Annotated in this window: 19 protein-coding genes and 1 pseudogene; 9 read left to right on the forward strand and 11 right to left on the reverse strand. The window is 73.7% G+C overall.

What is annotated here, in order from left to right:
* Positions 1-22: 22 nt before the first annotated feature.
* A complete protein-coding gene (locus AB0B01_RS06065) occupies positions 23-814 on the reverse strand; it encodes an MHYT domain-containing protein (RefSeq protein ID WP_361713384.1) in 792 nt (263 codons plus the stop codon).
* A 186-nt stretch (positions 815-1,000) separates the two neighbouring features.
* Between AB0B01_RS06065 and AB0B01_RS06070 the strand changes: the two genes are divergently transcribed.
* Positions 1,001-1,600 carry a methyltransferase domain-containing protein gene (locus AB0B01_RS06070; RefSeq protein ID WP_361713386.1) on the forward strand — a complete coding sequence of 200 codons (600 nt, stop codon included), beginning with the start codon at positions 1,001-1,003 and terminating at the stop codon, positions 1,598-1,600.
* A 19-nt stretch (positions 1,601-1,619) separates the two neighbouring features.
* Here the strand turns inward: AB0B01_RS06070 and AB0B01_RS06075 are convergent, their stop codons facing one another.
* Positions 1,620-2,534: an oxygenase MpaB family protein gene (locus AB0B01_RS06075; protein WP_361713388.1), complete on the reverse strand. Its 915-nt coding sequence runs from the start codon at positions 2,532-2,534 to the stop codon at positions 1,620-1,622.
* A 136-nt stretch (positions 2,535-2,670) separates the two neighbouring features.
* On the opposite strand from AB0B01_RS06075, the gene AB0B01_RS06080 reads away from it, so the two are divergent.
* A complete protein-coding gene (locus AB0B01_RS06080) occupies positions 2,671-3,459 on the forward strand; it encodes a hypothetical protein (RefSeq protein ID WP_361713390.1) in 789 nt (262 codons plus the stop codon).
* 15 nt (positions 3,460-3,474) lie between these two features.
* Positions 3,475-3,936 carry an SAM-dependent methyltransferase gene (locus AB0B01_RS06085; protein WP_361713392.1) on the forward strand — a complete coding sequence of 154 codons (462 nt, stop codon included), beginning with the start codon at positions 3,475-3,477 and terminating at the stop codon, positions 3,934-3,936.
* Here the strand turns inward: AB0B01_RS06085 and AB0B01_RS06090 are convergent.
* The 4 genes from AB0B01_RS06090 to AB0B01_RS06105 form a co-directional block, all read right to left on the reverse strand.
* Positions 3,930-4,112 (reverse strand): hypothetical protein, encoded by a 183-nt coding sequence (locus AB0B01_RS06090; protein ID WP_361713394.1) that lies wholly within the window; start codon positions 4,110-4,112, stop codon positions 3,930-3,932. The two genes, AB0B01_RS06085 and AB0B01_RS06090, sit on opposite strands and share 7 nt — an antisense overlap.
* A gap of 211 nt (positions 4,113-4,323) precedes the next feature.
* Positions 4,324-4,938, reverse strand: a complete 615-nt coding sequence (locus AB0B01_RS06095) for a hypothetical protein (RefSeq protein ID WP_361713395.1) — start codon at positions 4,936-4,938, stop codon at positions 4,324-4,326.
* Positions 4,935-6,653, reverse strand: a complete 1,719-nt coding sequence (locus AB0B01_RS06100) for an alpha/beta hydrolase (protein WP_361713397.1) — start codon at positions 6,651-6,653, stop codon at positions 4,935-4,937. Before AB0B01_RS06100 ends, AB0B01_RS06095 begins: the two co-directional genes overlap by 4 nt.
* Before the next feature lie 3 nt (positions 6,654-6,656).
* Positions 6,657-7,085 carry a hypothetical protein gene (locus AB0B01_RS06105; protein ID WP_361713399.1) on the reverse strand — a complete coding sequence of 143 codons (429 nt, stop codon included), beginning with the start codon at positions 7,083-7,085 and terminating at the stop codon, positions 6,657-6,659.
* A 205-nt stretch (positions 7,086-7,290) separates the two neighbouring features.
* Between AB0B01_RS06105 and AB0B01_RS06110 the strand changes: the two genes are divergently transcribed.
* The 3 genes from AB0B01_RS06110 to AB0B01_RS06120 are packed head-to-tail and all read left to right on the forward strand — an operon-like array spanning position 7,291 to position 9,562.
* A complete protein-coding gene (locus AB0B01_RS06110) occupies positions 7,291-7,926 on the forward strand; it encodes an ATP-binding cassette domain-containing protein (protein WP_361713401.1) in 636 nt (211 codons plus the stop codon).
* On the forward strand, positions 7,923-8,789 hold the full coding sequence (locus tag AB0B01_RS06115) for a metal ABC transporter permease (protein WP_361713403.1): 867 nt from the start codon (positions 7,923-7,925) through the stop codon (positions 8,787-8,789). The genes AB0B01_RS06110 and AB0B01_RS06115 overlap by 4 nt, the downstream gene beginning before the upstream one ends.
* Complete coding sequence (locus tag AB0B01_RS06120; RefSeq protein ID WP_361713405.1) at positions 8,747-9,562, forward strand: zinc ABC transporter substrate-binding protein; 816 nt, start codon at positions 8,747-8,749, stop codon at positions 9,560-9,562. The genes AB0B01_RS06115 and AB0B01_RS06120 overlap by 43 nt, the downstream gene beginning before the upstream one ends.
* A 61-nt stretch (positions 9,563-9,623) precedes the next feature.
* On the opposite strand, the gene AB0B01_RS06125 is transcribed toward AB0B01_RS06120, so the two are convergent.
* Positions 9,624-11,303, reverse strand: coding sequence for a class I adenylate-forming enzyme family protein (locus AB0B01_RS06125; RefSeq protein WP_361713407.1), 1,680 nt, complete (start codon positions 11,301-11,303; stop codon positions 9,624-9,626).
* Positions 11,300-13,078: a CoA transferase gene (locus AB0B01_RS06130; protein ID WP_361713408.1), complete on the reverse strand. Its 1,779-nt coding sequence runs from the start codon at positions 13,076-13,078 to the stop codon at positions 11,300-11,302. Before AB0B01_RS06130 ends, AB0B01_RS06125 begins: the two co-directional genes overlap by 4 nt.
* A gap of 148 nt (positions 13,079-13,226) precedes the next feature.
* Between AB0B01_RS06130 and AB0B01_RS06135 the strand changes: the two genes are divergently transcribed.
* A complete protein-coding gene (locus AB0B01_RS06135) occupies positions 13,227-14,435 on the forward strand; it encodes an acyl-CoA dehydrogenase family protein (protein ID WP_361713410.1) in 1,209 nt (402 codons plus the stop codon).
* On the opposite strand, the gene AB0B01_RS06140 is transcribed toward AB0B01_RS06135, so the two are convergent.
* Positions 14,422-15,510, reverse strand: a complete 1,089-nt coding sequence (locus AB0B01_RS06140) for a sugar ABC transporter permease (RefSeq protein WP_361713412.1) — start codon at positions 15,508-15,510, stop codon at positions 14,422-14,424. The two genes, AB0B01_RS06135 and AB0B01_RS06140, sit on opposite strands and share 14 nt — an antisense overlap.
* Positions 15,507-16,706 carry an MFS transporter gene (locus AB0B01_RS06145; protein WP_361713414.1) on the reverse strand — a complete coding sequence of 400 codons (1,200 nt, stop codon included), beginning with the start codon at positions 16,704-16,706 and terminating at the stop codon, positions 15,507-15,509. The genes AB0B01_RS06140 and AB0B01_RS06145 overlap by 4 nt, the downstream gene beginning before the upstream one ends.
* A gap of 265 nt (positions 16,707-16,971) precedes the next feature.
* On the opposite strand from AB0B01_RS06145, the gene AB0B01_RS06150 reads away from it, so the two are divergent.
* Both AB0B01_RS06150 and AB0B01_RS06155 read left to right on the forward strand, forming a co-directional pair.
* Entirely contained in the window at positions 16,972-17,649 is a 678-nt protein-coding gene (locus AB0B01_RS06150) for a hypothetical protein (RefSeq protein WP_361713416.1), read from the forward strand.
* Positions 17,650-17,793: 144 nt separating this feature from the next.
* Positions 17,794-18,492 carry a sigma-70 family RNA polymerase sigma factor gene (locus tag AB0B01_RS06155; protein WP_361713418.1) on the forward strand — a complete coding sequence of 233 codons (699 nt, stop codon included), beginning with the start codon at positions 17,794-17,796 and terminating at the stop codon, positions 18,490-18,492.
* 73 nt (positions 18,493-18,565) lie between these two features.
* On the opposite strand, the pseudogene AB0B01_RS06160 reads toward AB0B01_RS06155, so the two are convergent.
* Positions 18,566-18,820: pseudogene (locus AB0B01_RS06160) on the reverse strand (NPCBM/NEW2 domain-containing protein); the annotation flags it as partial.
* Positions 18,821-18,838: the final 18 nt, after the last annotated feature.

Below are 18,838 nucleotides of genomic sequence, written 5' to 3' on the forward strand. Positions count from 1 at the left end.
TTCCTGCGGTCCTGGTCGGGCGTCAGCGGGCGGGCAGGGGCGGCGCGGCCTGCTCACCCAGGTGCCGGGCGGCCGAGGCGGAGGCGGCGCGTTCGTCGGCGGTCGGGGAGAGCGCGACGAAGGCCGAGGTGATGAAGAGGTAGGAGCCGAGCCCGACCGCGAGCGGGAAGATGAACTGCATGGCGGTCGCGCCGGGCAGTGCGTGGTCGGACGGCGTGACGCGGACCGCGACGGCCATCATCCCGGTGTAGTGCATGCTGCTGACGGCGGCGCCCATGACGAGGGAGGCCACGGCGACGGCGACCGGTGACTTGATGTTGAGCGCGGCCCAGAGGGCGGCGGTGGCCGCGACCACCGCGATGGCGACCGAGAGGCCGACGGTGAGCGGTGCGTAGGTGATCCTGCCGTGCAGGCGCAGGGCGGCCATGCCGAGGTAGTGCATGCTCGCGACGCCGAGGCCCGTGGTGAGGCCGCCGAGGAAGAGGGCGCGGCCGCGGTTCCTGCCGTAGCCGACGGCGAAGACACCGGAGCCGACGACCAGTACGGCGACGAGCAGGCTGAGGATGGTCAGCGGCACGTTGTAGTGGATCTCGGTGCCGGTGACGTCGAAGCCGAGCATGGCGACGAAGTGCATCGTCCAGATGCCGGTGCCGATGGCGGAGGCCGCCGTGAGGAGCCAGTTGCGGCGCGAGGAGCCGGTGGCGGCGAGCGCGCGTACGGTGCAGCGCAGGCCGAGGGCGGCACCTATCGATGCCATCACGTAGGAGAGTACGGGGGTCAGCCAGCCGTAGGCCGCGTGGTCGAGGTGTCCCATGGCCCCGGGACGCTAGTCCGGGTGAGGCCACGAACAAGGGGCGCATTTCGAAAGACGCTGGAACTGCTGGAATATGACAGAGATACGTTCGCCTTCGATCACGCCGCGTGCCACCTTGCCCACGGTCCCCACGCGTGGGGCGGACGGGCCCGGTGAAGCGGCGGCGCGGTGGGGGATCATGTCCACATGAGCGAGGACCACACGCACGTGCAGGACTTCTTCGGGGCGCGCGCCGCCGACTGGGACCGGAAGTTCCCCGACGACGGGCCGGCCTTCCAGCGCGCCGTGGGCGAGTTCGGGCTGCGGCCCGGGGACCGGGTGCTCGACGCGGGGTGCGGGACCGGGCGGGCGCTGGCCGCCCTGCGGGCCGCCGTCGGCCCGACCGGTACGGTGCTCGGCGCCGACCTCACCGCGCAGATGCTGTCCGCCGCGCAGCAGGCCGGGCGCGGCGCCGACGGCGCGCTGCTGCTGGCCGATGTCGCCCGGCTGCCACTGCGCGACGGGGTGCTCGACGCGGTGTTCGCGGCGGGTCTGATCGCCCACCTGCCGGACCCGGAGGCGAACCTCGGGGAGCTGGCCCGCGTGGTGCGCCCGGGCGGCCGGCTCGCGCTGTTCCATCCGATCGGGCGGGCGGCCCTGGCGGCCCGGCACGGCCGCGCGCTGACGCCGGACGACATGCGGGCGGAGCACAACCTCGGCCCGTTGCTGGCCGGTTCGGGCTGGCGGATGACCTCGTACGCCGACGAGGACACCCGCTTCCTGGCGCTCGCGGTCCGTCAGGCCTGACGCGCGCCGGCCCCCCGGATCACATCGGGGGCTGAGCCTCGGCCCCGGCAGGCCGGCGGGGGTGCGGCACGGGGCATCCCCCCGGGCCGGGCACGGGGAAGGTGCCGAGCTCGCCCACGTCGTAGCCGTGGGGGTAACCCTTGATCTCCGGGTTCTGGCGGGCGTAGTGCGGGGCCCTGCGCGGTGGCAGGAGCCGCACCGCGCGGCCGCGCAGCCGCAGGGCTCCCCGGACGAGCCGCCGGACCTGCGGGTGGGGGCGCTCGAAGCGGAAGGCGTCCAGCAGCGGCTCGTCGAGCAGGGCGAGGCTCGCGCCGCGGACGGCGGGGGCGAGCGGGGCCGGGTACCAGGAGGCCATCAGGCCGAGGGTGGAGTCGGCGACCTTGCGGCCGCCCTCGTCCCAGCCGAAGTGGGACTGCTCGTAGGCGTTCAGCGTCTCCTCGAACTCCTCGTAGGAGCCCGGAATGTCCTTGATGCCCATGTGTCGGCCGAGTGTGGCGTAGTAGTTCGCCGAGGCCCGGCGCTCGTGGCGGGTCATCGGACGCCAGCCGTACGCATCCAGCCAGCGCGCCGGAATCACCACGAACGTGCACAAGACGTAGCGCATGTCCTCGTTGCCGATGTCGTAGCTGCGGTGCATCTGGTTGATGCGGCGGATCGCCGTCCGCGCGGTCTCGCTCTCGAAGCCGTGCTCCACGACGGCGTCGAGCAGCAGCGCCGTGTCGTCGTAGCGCTTCTGCGGGCGCTCGGTGAACTCGGCGGTCTCGGCCAGCAGGCGGCCGATGCTGGGGACGGCATAGGTCCGGAAGAGTGCGAGTTCCAGGGCCCGGGTGAAGTCCCAGGGGAATTCACAGGTGGCGGTGAGCCGGTAGATGGTGAGGAAATCTTCGTCGGGATCGAGCCGGAGGATCTCCCTCAGCCGGTCGTAACGCTGCACCGGGGTGTCCCTTTCTGTGGCGGGTCCCCAACTCTACGTGCAGGTAGCGGCCTTGGAAATCGCCGGCCGCAGGCTCTCGACGCAGGGGTTACCCGCTGGTTAGGGTGCGCCGACGACAGAGCGACCGGGAGGCTACGTGTCCGACGATGAGGGCGGCGGCTCGCTCTACGTGCTGACCGCCGTGCTGCTGACCCCCGCCCAGTTTCCGGGCATCCTCGGTGACGACTTCCCCGAGGCCTGCGCGCTGCTGGGCGTACCGCCGGCGCCGGACGGCTACGGGCTGGTGCTGGGCCAGGACGAGGAGGGGGCGCGCTGGACGGTCGTCGTCGACGACGTCTCGCTCGTGGCCGCGGCGATCGCCTCCTGGGACTGCGGAATGGACTACGACCTGTCCCCCGACGAGCGGACCATCGTGGTCTCGCTGGCGGGCTGGCCGCTGGACCTGTCGGTGGCCACGCCGGGCATCCCGGAACCGCACGACCCCGAGCAGGGTGCCGACGGGACCGGCCGGGTGCCGCTGGCGCCGCCCTCCGCGGAGGTGTGGGGTGCCGTACAGCGGCGGATGGGCGCGGATCAGATCGCCCGGGAGTGGTCCGACTGGCGGGAGCGCGTCGCGACGGACGGCGGGGCGGCGGCCGCGGCGCACCCGGGGCTCGCGCGGGCGCTGAAGGAAGCGGTGGAGTACACGCAGAGCCCGCCGCCGCCCGGGCGGGTGCGTTCTTCCTTCGCGGCAGAGGGCGCGCGGACGCTGCGGGTGGACGGGCCCGGATGGTCGCTGGTGGCCCGGACCGACGACGCGGCCTTCGTCCTGCTCGACGAGGAGCCGGGGGAGGTTCTCCCCGTGCCCCGCGTGGGGGATCATGGGCTACCGGAACTTCAGGAGCTGCTGGCGGCGCTGGACCGCGTCGCCGTGCGCCCGGCCTGACACGAGGGGGACGTGATGCTGGTGCAATCCGAGCCGGTGGGTGTGGTGGTCGGAGGGCGCGCCGAGGTCGTCGACGACGACTGGGGACGGGAGACGGCCGTGATCCGCCTGGACGGGGAGCGGTTCGGCCCGGAGGCACTGTACGGGCTGGCCGACTTCTCGCACGTCGAGGTGGTGTACCACTTCGACCGGGTGCCCGTGGAGAAGATCGAGACGGGCGCCCGCCACCCCCGCGGGAACGAGGAGTGGCCGCTGGTCGGGATCTTCGCCCAGCGCGGCAAGAACCGGCCGAACCGGCTGGGCCTCTCGCGGTGCCGGGTGGTGAAGGTGGACGGCCTCGACGTGCACGTGGAGGGTCTGGATGCAGTCGACGGCACCCCGGTCCTGGACCTGAAGCCGTACATGGCCGAGTTCGGCCCGCGGGGCGAACACCGCCAGCCGGAGTGGGCGACGGCGCTGATGCGCGACTACTACTGACCCAGCTGCTTCCTCGATATGCCCCGCAGTCGGCGCCGCTGGGAGGAGTCCAGCAGCAGATAGGCACCCAGCGGCACTCCGATGAGGACCAGCAGACCAGCCCAGAAACCGACCGCCCAGAACAACACGATGGCTGCCGCGACTCCGGCAACCGCCACCTTCCCGCGCTTGGACATCTGCGGACACCTCCACCCTTAGTCGACCGCTACCCCCTCAACGCGCGAGCGCTCCGCCGCGTTCCCGGACGCGTCCACCGGGTCCGCCCCGCGCACCGGGCCGGGGCGCGTTCCGGCGCCGACCGGCCGACGTCTCGTCGCGCGCTTGCACCGCCGCTCGGTGAGGCAGTCGCGTCACCACGTCGAGACGTCGAGGTCTGACGCGGCTGCCTCACTCCTCCGCCGACCAGAACTCCGACCGCTCCCGAGGCCGGAGCTCCTCCGCCCGAGGCCCCCCGGGCCGGCCCGGCGTCCCCGCCGGATACGTCATGGCCGAGTCCTGCGCGCACGCAAAACTCGCGCTGATGAACACGTTCCCCACACTCCCCACCTGCAGCGACACGGTGAAGCCGTCCGGGCGGCTCGCGCGGACCCATGGCATCGACTCGTCGTTCCGCACGCTCGTGACCTTGAAGCCCTGCTGCTCCCAGTGGCGCTGGACCACGCCCAGGAGGCTGCCGCGGCGGTGCGGGGAGACCACGGTCATGATGTTGCGGCTGCGGGTGACCGTCGTCCTGCCCGTCGGCTCGTTGAGGTCGGTGCTGCACGCCTCCTGCAGGGGAGCGCCGTACACCCACTCGACAGGCGGCTGGATCGCCGCCAGCGTGTCGTCCAGGATCTTTTCCGAGCCCTCGCCCGCCTGCTGCATGTCCATCTTCGATGCCTTCTGCGTCTGCCGTACCTGCTGGTCGCCGCTCTTCGTCTGCCCGCCCCCGGCCCCGCCAGACCCGCACGCCGCCAGCGCCGTCATCAGCACCGCGCACGCCACCACCCGTGCCCGCCTCATCGGGGCCTCGCCGTCGTGATGCGGTCGCCGTGGCCGGTCACCACGCTCGCGATGTTGGAGAGGGAGTCGCCGCCCGCGTCGGGGTCGAAGTAGAGCGAGTGCGCGGGGAGGTCACCCGTCGCCAGGCCCGTCAGGCCCGTGTCCTTGCCCGGGGCCACGGCGAAGTGGTGGCCGCCGAAGTGGTTGTCCGCGGGGTCCGTACCGAACCAGTTCTTCTTCGGTCCGTACTCGCTTCCCGGTGCCACGTACTCCAGGAGGTTCGGCGACGGGAGGTAGGTGACCTGGTCGTTCTCCGCCGCGCCCACGTACACGTGGTTCGCCCCCACCCCCAGGTCGGACGCCTTGTTCACACCCACGCCGGGGCTGCCGACCAGGACCACGTCGTCCGCCGGGATACCGCCGGGCTGCTGCGTCGCCTGGCCCACCGTGAGCGAGCCGTACGAGTGGCCGATGGCCGTCACATGCGGCGAGCCGGACTCGTGAGTGGCCCTGATGCCGCTCAGGAACTTGTCGTACGCCGGAGCTCCCGCCTTGGCATCGTCCTTGCTCATCACGTCCGTCGCCGACCACGAGAAGCTGTCGAGCTGCGGGCAGTCGTAGCCGAGCCACACCACCGAGGCGGTCGTGGTGTCGGGGTACATCTTGTTCGCCATGGTCGCCACGTTCCGGGCCCGGTCCACGTCCGACGACGCGAAGTGGCCGCTCAGCTTGGTGTTGAGCCCCGGCACGTACGCGGAGACGTTCTTCGAGGTGTCCGGGTTGCCGAAGGAGACTATCGCCCGGCCCTTGCCCTCCGAGCCGATGCCCAGCAGGTACGGGCGCGGCTCGCCGTCCGCCGACAGCTGCTTCCTGATGCCCTGCAGTCCTTCGATCTTGTCCTTGAGCGCCTTCGCCTCGTCCCCGTCCGCTCCTGCGTACTCCGCCTCCAGCCTGTTGAGCAGCATCGGCAGGTACGTCCGGTTGGCCCGGTCTCGGTCGGCGGCCGGGATGCCGTCGCGGTTGCCGATCTCCTGGGGGTAGTCCTGGATCAGCTCGGCCTGGAGGCTGGGGGACAGCTGCGTCCACCACGCCTGTACGGCGGCGGGGGAACCGTTCTTGTCCGGCATGCCGAGCTCGTGCAGCAGCTCGCGGTTGACCTCGTCCGCCTTGGCCAGCTCCAGCATGCCCGTGCTCCAGTCGCCCTTCGCGCAGCGGTTGGCCGCGTCGGTGAAGAGCTTGATCGCCGCCGCGTACTCCTTGTCCGCCTTCTGCGCCGCCGCCAGGGCGTCGCCGATGCGGTCGGCGTACCCCTGCGCGCGGGTCGCCTGGTCGCGCTGCATCATCGCCACGTCGCCGGGCTTCATCCCGCCGGTGTCGACGCTCGGCGCGGTGACCTTGCCGTCGTCCGCGACGTGGTACCCGGCCCCCGTCGCGTCCGCCACGGCGTCCGCGAGCTTGCCCTGCTGCGCCGCGAACTCCTCGCCGCAGGCCCTCAACACCGTACCCACGGCGTCGAGTTCCTGTTTGGCCACGATCAGGTCGCGCTGTATCCGGGCGAGCCGGTCGGCGGCGGACTCGGCGGCGATCCCGCCCCAGTTGCCCTGCTGGAGGGGCTGGTGCAGATATTTGCCGCAGTCGGCGGTGTGCGTGGCGAACTTCTCCGCCAGCTTGTCCCAGGCGTCACCCGCGTCCGTCAGCAGGAGCGGTTTGGCGTCGCGGAGTTCCGAGACCCGCATCTGTCAGTGCCCTCCGTTCGACACCGGGGGGAGGGTCACCCCCGGGGTGTACGGGGCGTACGGGCCATGTGCCCCCGGGGCCGTGACGCCCGGCGCGTACGGCGTGTACGGGGCGAGGCCCAGGAAGGACCGCCCGCGCTCGTGGTCCTCCCGGGCGAAGCTCGTACCGGACGAGCCGACCGCGTCCGCCGCCCCTTCCACCAGGCCCGCCAGCGAGCGCAGCGCCTTCGCCCACGCCTCCAGGCAGTCGTCGATCGCCTTGGCGGTCTCGAAACCGGCGAGACCCGCCACCGCCGCGTCCGTCGGCTTGTACAGGGTCTTGATCTCGTCGGGGATGTCCTTGGCCACCTTGCGGGCCGAGTCGCCGGCCTTCTGGACTTCGCCTGGCGTGATCCAGAAGCCCCGTGTGGGACCACCGATCGGTGTGGACATGCCGTTCGCCCCTCCGCTTGCTGATCTTCTTTCCGGCAGGCTACAAGGCGGATTCGGGCCGGCCATGAGTACGCGTACTCAATCCAGGAGCACGAACCGATCCGTGATCCGGGGGAACTCGTCGGGCTCGTCATCCGACTACTGCGACGCGGGGGGCGGGCGCGGCGCCCGCTCCGAGCTGCTACGGACGATTGAGGAACGTGTGATGGGCGGGCTGGACGTACGCATGCGGGAGGTGGCCTGCCGGCACGGCCGGGTGGAGGCGGTCGCCGGCGTGGATCTGGAGATCGCGGCCGGCGAGCGGGTCGCCCTGACCGGGACCAACGGTTCGGGCAAGACCACGCTGTTGCGGGCCGTGCTGGGACTCCACCGGCAGGTGTCGGGCTCGATCCTGGTCGGCGGACGGGACACCCGGTCGCCCGCGGAGTGGGCCTGGCGGCGGCGGGCCTGTGCCTGGATCCCGCAGAAGCCGGCGGCCGGACGGTTCCCGCTCCTCGGTTCCGAGCTGCTGGCCGGCAGCACCGCACCCGGGGAAGCCGCTGAAGCGGCGGCGCGGCTGGGCGTCGGGGCACTGACCGGACGGCCCCTGCACACCCTCTCGGGCGGCCAGTTGCAGCGGATGTACCTGGCCAGGGCGATCGGCTGCGTGGCCGCCGGAGCGCAGGTGCTGCTGGCCGACGAGCCCACCGCTGCCCTCGACTTCGACGGGCAGGCGGAGGCGGCGGACGTCCTCACCTCGCTCCCGGTGACGCTGGTGGTGGTGACGCACGACCGTATCCTCGCGGAACGCTGCGACCGCGTACTGGAGATGGCCGCGGGCCGATTGCGGGAGGTCCGATGACGCTCGCCACCGCCGACCTCGGCGCACTCCTGCAGCTCGTGCCGGTGCAGCGGGCCGGCATCGCCCTGCTGCTGGCCGCGATCGGACTGCCCGTGATCGGGGTGGTCATCGTCGGGCTGGACATCATGCCGGTGCGGTTCGCGATGATGCACGTGGCCCTGCTCGGCATCGCGGTCGGCCTGCTGACCGGGCTCGACCCGATGCTGTGCGCCCTGGTCGCGTGCGCCCTCGCCGGTGCGGGAGTCGCCCCGCTGGCCCGGACGCCGGACGGCCTGTCCGGCGCGATGGGCCTGCTGATGAGCCTGGCGATCGCGGCCGCGCTGCTCCTCCTCGCCGTGTCGGGGGTCAACGCCTCCGGCGCCTTCGCGCTGCTGTGGGGGTCGATCCTGTCGGTCGGCACCGCGGACCTGGTCGTCCTCGGGGTCCTGGCCGCCGTCGTCCCGGGCCTGTTCTGGTGGCGGCGGCGCGAGATCGGTCTGCTGCTGTACGACCGCGAGCTGGCCCAGTGCTCGGGGGTGCCGGTGCGGGCCCTGACCGCAGCGCTCCTGGTGCTGGTCGCGATCGCGGTCGCCGGGGCGATCAAGCTGACCGGCGCCCTGCTGGTCGACGCCCTGACCCTGCTGCCCGCGCTCGCGGCCCGCAGGCTCGGCAGCTCGCTCAAGTCGATCACCCTCTGGGCGGTCGGCATCGGCATCACCGTCAACCTGACGGGATTCCTTCTGGCCCTGTGGCTGGATTGGCCGCCCGGCCCGGTCCTCGTCCTGACGGCGGGGCTCGTTGTCCTCGCCGTGCACTTCACACCCGAACGGAGAACCAGCTCATGGCGCGCACCCGCGTCCGCATCCCTTCCCTCTTCGCACTGAGCGCGGCTCTGCTCCTGACCGCCGGCTGCGGGAACGACGCGTCGACCGGCGCCGGCAAGGACGGCCACGACGGCAAGCAGCCGCACGACGGAAAGCCCGTCGTGGTCGTGACCACGACCTGGGAAGGCGCCTTCGCCAAGGCAGCCGGCGCCGAGGACGTCAAGGTCATCGTGCCGCAGTCCGTGCACCACGCTCCCGACTACGACCCGAAGCCCTCCGACCTCGCGGCCGTGGCCAAAGCGGACTTCGTGCTCTACGCGCCCTTCGAGCCGTACGCTGCCAAGATCAAGGAGGCCGCGGGATCCAAGGCCGAACTGGTCGAGGTGAACCTCGACAACGACCCCGAGAAGGTGGGCGCCGAGATCGCGAAGCTGGGCAAGCTCTTCGGCACCGAGGACGCCGCCGCGCAGTGGAGGACCGGCTTCGACGCCGAGTACGCGAAGCTGAACAAGGAGCTCCAGGCGGCCTGGCCCGGGGGCAAGAGCCCCTCCGTGGTGACCCAGGTCTTCACCGCCTGGTCGGCGAAGCTGGCCGGCGCCACGGTGGTGGGCGCTTACGGGCCCGAGCCCGTCACTCCGGCGCAGCTTGCCGGACTCTCCGCGAAGAAGCCCGCGTTCGTCCTGGACAACGCCCACATGTCGACCGGGACCGTGCTGCCCGACGCGGGCGCGAAGCAGGTGAAGATCGTCAACTACCCGGGCGAGGACCTCGACCTGCTGCCGGTGTACCGCAACGCGGCCGCCGAGCTGAAGAAGGCCATGGGCGCCTCCTGAGCCGGGCGGCGCCGCGGGGCGTGCTGCGGGGCCCGGGCAGCTGCTGCCCGGGCCCCGTTCGTCATCCGGCCTGGGCGAGCGGGGCCGGTCGAGGCCCGCCCTGCGCGAGGCTCGCGGTCACCCGCTCGACCAGGGCCGCCCGGTCGGGCTTGCCCGCCGCCGTGAGCGGCAGCGCGTCGACGACCAGGAGCCGCTCGGGGTGCTTGCGCGGCTCCAGCCCGCGCTCGGCGAGGAAGCGCCCGAGCGAGACGAGGGTGGGTGCGTCGCCGCCCCTGGGTACCACGCAGACGGCCAGCCGCTCGCCCATCAGCGGGTCGGGGACGCCGACGCAGACCACGTCCCGGATCTGCGGGTGGGCGGTGAGTTCGCGTTCCACCTCGGCAGGGCTGATGTTGGCGCCGCCGCGGATCACGATGTCCTTCAGGCGGCCGACCACGTGCAGGATGCCGTCCGCGTCGAGGTACCCCAGGTCGCCCGTCCTCACCCAGCCGTCGACGGTCCGATAGCGGGCGTCGAGGTGCGGGGAGCCGACGTAGCACAGCGGGGTCATCGGTCCGCGCGAGAGGATCTCCCCCACCGCGCCGTCCGGCAGGGCCTCGTGCGTGTCCGGGTCGGCGATGCGGATCTCGGCCACCCGCGGGTCCGGACGTCCGGCCACGACACCCGAAGCGTCCGTGGGCGGAAGCACGTTCTCCAGGCCCGTGTGGCAGTTGACCCCGTCGGCCGAGCCGTAGAGGTTGACCACCGGGCAGCCGAACGCCTCCGCCGCCGCGGCCGCCGTCGTCTCGTCGAGCGGCGCCCCTCCGAGGACCAGGGCGGTGGGTGCGGGCAGCTTCTCCCCGGTCTCCTCCAGCCGCTGGAGCATCATCCGGACCATGGTCGGTACACCGAGGACATGGGTGGGCTCGTGCTCGCGGATCGCGGCGATGGCCGCCTCCGGGGTGAAGTGGTCGAGCAGGACGAGGGTTCCGCCGTGCCGGGCCAGGGTCACCGCCGTGCCGTTCGAGCCGAAGGCCGACGCGAGCGGGACCAGGAACAGGCAGCGCGGCGAGGTGCCGTCAGGGATGAGCGAGGCGAGGAAGTTGCCCCGGCCGCCGGCGAGCGCGTTGTGCGAGTACGCGACCATCTTCGGCTCCGCCTCGGAACCGGAGGAGACCAGGATGCGCGCGGCGGAGTCGGGGTCGGGGCGGGCTGGTACGAATCCCGTCGGCTCGGTGCGGAGCAGCTGCGCGAGCGGAATCGTTCCTTCGGGCGCGGTGCCCAGCCCGGCGGCCACCACGTGCCGCAGCGCGGGCAGCGCCGCCGAGAGCGTGCGCAGGTCGGCCGCCGGGTGGGCGCCGCGGTGCTCGGTGGCGGCGATGACTGCCGCGGCCTCGGCACGGCGCAGCAGGCGCTCGGCCTCCAGGCTGCCGCGCCCGACCGGGAAGGGCAGTGCGACCGCGCCGAGGGCGGCGAGCGCCAGGTCGGCGATGACGGCGCCCCGGTTGTTGGGGAGCTGTACGCCGACCACGTCACCGGGTCCTATGCCGAGCCCTCTCAGGCCGGCGGCCAGACAGCGGACCTTGCGGTCCAGGGCGGTGTAACAGAGGGCGCCCTTGGCATCGAGGACGGCCGTGCGGTGCAGGTCGGCGATCTGCCGGGCCCGGTACAGGCTGTACAGGTCGAGGTCGGGGCAGGTTCCGTCCACCACCCAGGAGCGGCGGAGGTCGGCGGGCAGCAGGTCGTGCAGGGCGACGGTCACGCAAAGCTCCAGGGGTCGGGGACTGCGGGGGCGCCGTGCGCGTCGCGGCTGATCGAGCCGGCGAAGCGCGGGTCGTGGTGCAGGTCGGAGAGGTCGGTGGTGACGCGGGTCGCCGTCAGGCCGTGACCGCGCAGCAGGTCGAGGGCATCCTCGGTGCGCAGCTCCCGCAGGTCGTACGCGCCCGCGGCCGCCGCGCAGGCATCACTGGGGGCGACCCAGCCGTCGGCGGTGGGCAGCGGGTGCCGAAAGCCCGCCGGCCGCCGGGGGTTCCGCCCCTGGCGCACCCTCCGCAGGGCCGGCGCGGTGAGGGTGTCCGCCGCGCCGAGCAGGGAGGAGTCCACCCGTACGCCGTGCCCGCTTCGCTCGCGCAGGAGCAGCCCGGCGAGCACGGCCTCGGCGCCGAGGAGTCCGCCGAGCACGTCGAGGAGGGTCATCAGCGACGGCGCGGGCGGCTCCCCCTCCGGGCGTGCGGCCTCCCCGGTGCCGGTGCGGGCCTGGACCATGAAGTCCGTACCCAGGGGGGCGTCGGCCAGCCGGTCGGCCCAGCCGCTGGTGTACGCGTACACCAGCGCCGGGTTGACGGCGGCGAGATCATCGGCGTCAAGGCCCAGCTCTGCGGCCTTGCCGGGCGCCCAGTTGTGCAGGAAGACGTCCGCCTCGGCTGCCAGCTCCCGGAGCCTGCGGCGGTCCGCGGCGGCCTTGATGTCGATCTCGACCGCCTTCTTGCCCCGGTTGAGGGCCAGCCAGCGGGCGGAGGTCCCGGAGCAGGTGGGCGGCATCCCGCGCAGCGGGTCGCCGCCCGGCGGCTCGATCCGGACCACCTCGGCGCCGAGCAGCCCCAGCAGGTGGGCGGCGAGCGGGGCCTGGATGCGGCGGCCGGCCTCCAACACGGTCAGCCCGGCCAGCGGCCGGTCGGCGGACGGGGCCTGCGCGGAGTCCGAGCGGCCGGGCCGCATCGGGCTCAGCGCCCACGGGCCGGCGCCGTCGTGCTCCGCAACACGGTCGGCCAGGGCACGCAGGGCGCAGACTTCGGCGCCGGAGGCGTCGGCCGCCCGACGGAGCCGTTCCCAGGGGTGGGCGAGGGTCACCGTGTGCAGGGCCTGCGGGAAGGGGGCGCAGGCGGTGGCGTACCGGAACTGGAAGGGGCGCCAGCCCGCCCGTATCGCCTCGGCCGGGGCTTCGAGCTCCCGCCAGAAGGCGGCCCAGGCGCCGGGATCGAGAGTCTCCAGTTCGAAGAGGACGCCGTCGGCGGAGGTGAAGGGCGGTCCGCCGGGAGCGAGTTCGGCCGCCTCCGCCTCCTCGGCCCCGGCCGCTGCCAGGTATTGGGACACGGCGAGAAGCCCGGCCCGGTCGGCGCGGGTCGTCACCTGCGCCGCAGGGCCGCCGCGAGCCTGTCCGACCAGGCCCGCAAGGAGCCCTTGTACGGTCAGCACGCCGGTGGCGGTGGCCGCGTAGTCCGCGGCCAGGCCGCGCGGACGGCCGTCGCGGCGGCCGTGGACGGCCATGATGCCGACGGCCGCCTGCACGGTCGCCTCGTCGGTGAGGGCGCTCGCCGGGTCCGCCCACGCGGTGTGCGCCTGCGCCGGCCGGAAACCGCCTCCGCTCAGCGCAATGCGTCCGGCGGGGCCGCCGTCGGCAGGACCGTGCCCCTCCCCCTCGGCGCCGAGCAGCCGCAGGTGCTCGTCGACGACTCCGGTGATCTCCTCGGGTCCCGAGGTGCGGAACCGGAGCGTGTCGAGCGGCCCGACCGTCCGTGTGGTGGGCGGTGACGTCATGCCTCTCCTCCTCCTGGAGCGGCGGTGGCCGCTGCCGGGGTGGTGTTCACAGGGCGGGAACCCGGAAGCCTCGGCGCCCGACCCCTTCTACGGACAGACAGTCGGACAAGAGTTCCCCCGGGTTCCCGGGCAGCTGGAGGAATGAGCAGTGGTGCAGCACACCGGAACCGAGCCGGGGACCTCCCAACAGGGCACCGTCGCGCCCGCGTTGCGGGGAGCGGTAACGGAGTTCGTACGGTCCCGGGTGATCCCGTACGAGACGGTCCTCGACGCCGGTGGCGAGGCCGCGGCCGCGGCGCTCGGCGGCTTGCGCGAGGAGGCGAAGGGCGCGGGCCTGTGGGCCCTTCCCCTCCCGGCCGAGCTGGGCGGCGGCGGCCTGCCGCTGCGCGCCTACGCGGAGGTGGCCGAGGCCGAGGGCGCGAGCGACCACGGCCCGGCCGCGCTCGGCTCGGCTCCCCTGCTCGACGTGACGATGCTGGCCCGCCACGGCACCCCGCGCATACGTGACGCGTATCTGAAGGCCCTGGTCGCGGGCGAGATACGCACCTGCTACGCCATGACCGAGCCGGATGCGCCCGGCACCGACCCGTTCCTGACCGCCACCAGGGCCGAGCGCCAGGCGGACGGCAGGTGGCGCCTCACGGGCCGAAAGTGGTTCACCTCGGGGGCCGCCGACGCCGATCTGGTCACCGTACTGGCCCGGACCTCCGGGTCCGCAGGCGACCGCGAGGGCCTGTCCCTGCTGCTCGTACCCACCTGCTCCACCGGATTCCGTGTCGTCCGCGCACTCCCCGTGTTCGGCGCAACGGGTCAGTACGAGATCGCACTCGACCGGGTCACGGTGCCGGCCGACCACATCGTCGGCGAGCCGGGCCACGCGCTCACGATCGCCGCGGAGCGGCTGCAGCTCGGGCGGACGCTGCGCTGTCTGCGCTGGCTCGGGCAGGCCCAGCGCGCCTTCGACATCATGGGCGAGCGCGCCGCCACCCGAACCGGTTCCCGCGGGCCGCTCGCCGATCACCAGCTGGTCCAGCAGCACGTCTTCGACGCCCTGCTCGCCCTGCGTACGACCCGCCCCCTCGTCCACGAGGCGGTCGCGCTGATCGACGCGGGACGGGACGCCCGCGTCGAGGTCGGTCTCGCCAAGGTCGCCGCCGCACGCATGCTGCAGCAGGTCACGGACTCCGCCATCCAGGTCCACGGCGCCGCCGGACTCGGACCGGATACGCCGCTGCCCGCCCTGTTCCGCACCGGGCGCGCGGCCCGCATCCTCGACGGGCCGGACGAGCTGCACATCACCTCCGTGGCCCGCCGGGTCCTGCGCGGGTACGGTCCGCAGGCAGCTACACGCGGGTGAGGTCGACGGCGCCGGCCAGCTCGGCCAGTCCCAGCGCGAGAAAGAAGTCGCCCCAGACGAGCTCGTGCCGCACGGCCAGACCCCGGCCGGCGTCATAGCAGCCGTCCAGCAGCATCCCGGCGGGCCGGCCCGCCTCCCCGCCGGACAGATGCGCCTCGGCCAGGCGACGCAGGATCGCCACGGCCCGGTCCGAGCACGCCGCCGCCCTCGGCCCGGGCACCCGGGCGAGCTTCAGCAGGGCGACCGCGGTGATCGCGGCGGCCGAGGTGTCGAGCGGCCCCTGCGGCCGGGCCGTCTCGGCCGGCGCCACCAGTGGGCCGGTCAGGAACTCCCCCTCGGCGAGCATCCGCTCGGCCGCCTCCGCGAACCACTCCTGCCCCACGAGGGCTTCGGGGCGGAGCAGCGCGTCCGACACCGCCAGCAGCAGCCAGGCATGCCCTCGGCTCCAGTCCTCGGGCGGGTCCGCGCGGGGCTCCCATCCGGTCGCGCTGTCGAAACTCCAGGCCGGGTACGACCACTGGCCCTGAACGGGGCCCTCGCCGAGACAGAAGTCGAGGTGCCGGTGCAGATGGGCGGCGGCGACAGCCGCTCCCTCGGATCCGGCTCCGGCCAGCAGGGGCACCATCCCCGGCACGCCGTCCACCCGGGCCAGCATGCGGGGCCCCCCGAAGGCGCCGCCCCACGGCACCATGCCGGGCTCGGGCTCGTAGGCTGCCAGGCAGGCGCCGGCGGCGCGCTCCCGCAGGGCCACGGCATCGGTGTCGTCCTCGGCCAGCGCGGTGCCGTACCAGAAGATCAGACCTCGGGCGGCGGTATCCGCCTCCACCCACGGCGCCAGCCGGGCCGTGCACGCGGCGGCCGCCTGCCGATCCGCCTCCTCGCCGGTGCGCCGGGCCCGCAACCACAGCAGCCCGGCCCAGAAGCCTCCGGCCCAGGAGCCGCGGCCGGTCGTCGTCCACGTCCCGTCACCGGGGTCGGCGTACAAGGGAAATCGGGCGCCCACCTCCGCCGCGGTCACTCCGACCCGATCGACGACCGCCGCGAGACCGCGGCCGGCCCAGTCCTGCGACGTCACTTCGCCGCCCCCGACCGTGCACGGCGGTCCCGTACGGCCCAGACGAACGCGATCGCGGCCGCCGCCGCGAACTCCACCGCCACCACCGCCCAGCCGGCCCCGTACCGGCCGCTCTCCGCCGGCAGTCCGAACAGCGGCGGCCCCACCGCGAAACCGGCGAAGAAGCCGGCGGCGGTCAGCGCCGAGTCCTGGCCCGCCCGGCCGGGCGCGGCCCGCTGCATGACGAGCACCATCGTGACGGCGTTCCCGGAGACGGCGAACACCCCGACGGCGGCTGCACCGACCCACACCAGCGGGCTCGCCGCCACCGCCGCCAGGAGCAGCACCGCCGCACCGAAGGCGCCGCAGGCGAGCCACCCGGGCAGCCACTCCGCACGCCCGGGCCGGGCCGCCTTCGACCAGCCGACCCGGCCGGCGATGCCCGTCACACCGAGCACCGCCACCAGGGCGCCGGCCGCCGTCGGGCCCATCCCCAGCTCCTGCGCACCGAACAGGGCCAGATAGGTGTTCACCGAGGCGATGCCGCAGCCCAGGAACATCGAGAAGACCGCGAGCCAGGCCACCGCTCCGCGCGGGACGAACGAGGCGCGGGGCCCGGCACCGTGCGGGGGCGGAGGGTCGGCCGGCAGCGAGCGCAGCGCCCACCAGCCGGCCGCCAGCGCCGCTCCGGCGGCCGTCCACACGGCGCCCCGCCAACCCAGCCGGCCCGCGAGTGCCACGAGCGGCAGCCCGGCCGCGAACGCCCCCAGCTGCACGCCGGACTGCTTCATGCCGGTCACCGCGCCCCGCCGGGCCGGTGGGACGGCGGCGAGGACGGCCTTGTTCGTGGCCGGGTTGGCCAGCGCCTGCGGTACGCCGCCCAGGGCGACCGCACCCAGCAGCAGTCCGGCGCCGGGCGCGGCCCCTATCAGCGCGAGCGCCACGGCAGACACGAACAGTAGAGCGACCAGCGAGCGCCGCGGGCCCATCCGGTCCACGATCCGCCCACCGGCAGGTGAGAGCACGGCGGCCGTCCCGAAGCCGATCGCCGTCGTGAGCCCGAGCACGGTGGGCGAGATGCCCAACTCCCCCACGAGACGCGGGCCGAGCGCGCCCAGCAGGAACAACTGCAGCATCGAGAACGCCATCGCGCAGGTGAGCAGCGCGGTCAGCCCCCGGTCCGCGCGGGAGTCCGCCTTCCTCGCCTCACCTGTCACAGGCCGCTCCACCGCCGCCACCGCTCCCTCGTTTCCCTGGTGTTGAACACCCGTCAGATCGAGCAGTCAGTCGGACGGAGGCCCGGTCCGGTTCCCCGCCCCCAGCTGTGTTCTGCGCCACACGGGGCGGCCGATACAGGCGTGGCATAGGGGACGGCCGGAAATGCTCAGATCGTGCGCACCCTCGTGCTCTGCTCGCGAAGGTGATGCGAGGATGAGCCCCGCCATGACGCCAGGCCGATGTTCCCGAGCCGTTCGGGCTGCGATGTTCGCAGCCGTCTGTGTGCTGCTCGCGTCCCTCGGCCACATCGCCATGTCGGGCATGTCCGTCCCCTGGTGGGCCATGGCCGTCGCCTTCCCGTGTGCGGGAGCAGCGGCCTGGTCCCTCGCCGGCCGGGAGCGCGGCCTGCTCGCCGTCACGGCGGCGGCCGTGACCGTCCAGGCCGCGCTGCACGCGGCCTTCTCCCTGGTCCAGTCCCTCGCGCACCCCGCCCTGCCGGACGGAACGGCGTCCCAGCCGCCCCCCGGCACCACGGCGACGACCGCCTTGGCGGACACGGCAGTTCACGCCCACCACGGCATGCACGACATGACCGGCATGCACGGCATGACGGACGGCTCGGCCGGTACCGCCGGCGCCGTCCTGCCGAGCGGCCACGAGATGTCCGGGATGTCACCGTCCGGGATGCTGGCAGCCCACTTGCTGGCGGCCGTGCTCGCCGGTCTGTGGCTCGCCTACGGCGAGCAGACTGCCTTCCGGCTCCTGCGCGTTCTCGCCGCGTGGTTCTGCACGCCCCTGCGCCTGCTTTTCGCCCCTGCACCGGTCCCGCACCGGCCGCCCGGCCCCGTACGCCGCGCGCGTCGAAGCCACCCGCTGCGGCAGCTGCTCCTCGTCCACGCCATCACCTCAAGGGGTCCGCCTGCGGTAACCGCTGTCCTCTGACAGCTGGTTCCCCGAGCGCGCACCGGAGCCTCTTCGACGCCTCGGGCATCGGCCGTGCCCTCCGGCAGGCCGTACACCCCGTCACCGGCTCACCGAACCGCTTCGCGCTGCGCCGGAAACCCCTTCCGTAAGGACCTTGTGGCGATGACCCCTGCCCTGACCACCCAGCAGTCCGCCTCCGACCGACGGTCGACCCGGCACACCTCCGACAGCGATGCGGCGGTGACCCGCCTCGCGCTGGCCGCCCGCGACGGAGACCCCGAGAAGACGGACCGTTTCGTACGCGCCCTCCACCGCGACGTCTGGCGGTACGTCGCCTTCCTGAGCGCCGACGCACAGGCGGCCGACGACCTCGCCCAGGACGTCTTCCTCCGGGCCCTCGCCGCCCTGCCCCGCTTCGAGGGCCGCTCCTCCGCCCGCACCTGGCTGCTCTCCATCGCCCGCCGCACCGTCGTGGACAGCCTCCGCCGCTCGGCCGCCCGGCCCCGGCTGTCGGACCGCCACGACTGGCAGACCGCAGCCGAGCAGACCCAGCCGCAGGGAGTTCCCGGCTTCGAAGACGGCATCGCCCTCGCAGAACTCCTCGCGACGATCCCGGCCGAACGCCGGGACGCCTTCGTCCTCACCCAGCTGCTCGGCCTGCCCTACGCCGAAGCAGCCGAGGCCATCGGCTGCCCGGTGGGCACGGTCCGCTCCCGGGTCGCCCGCGCCCGCACGTCACTCGTGGCGCTCCTCACGGACACGGAGGCTTCCGCCCACGGGGACCATCCGGCACCGCCGCAGCGCCGGTGCACCGAATCCGAGGGAGGCCCGGCCCCCCGGCCCGTCGCATTGCTCGCCTGACGAGGCGGTCCCCGCAGCGGGAGGGGCGGCCCGTCCCCCGGCCCCTCCCGCGCGGCACCTCCACGGCGGCCGGGCTCGTCGAGAAGTCGTCGATGCCGACGAGCGCGGTGAAACGGTCCGCCGTTCCGCCGAGGTGGTAGACGATCTCGGAGGGTGCGTGGACGCCGAGGCCCTTGGCGTAGGTCACTCCGCCGGACCAGATCGGCGTGCCGTCCCCGGCCGCGCTTCACCCGTTGGACCGGTCGCGTTCCACCGGACCCCAGCCGTTGGTGGCCGAGACCCACGCGAGATCGCTCAGGTAGGCGTCGGCGACCGGCGCCGCCGGCACCGTGGAGGTCCATGCACG

The organism is Streptomyces sp. NPDC044571 (genome assembly GCF_040647115.1).
Lineage (GTDB): Bacteria > Actinomycetota > Actinomycetes > Streptomycetales > Streptomycetaceae > Streptomyces.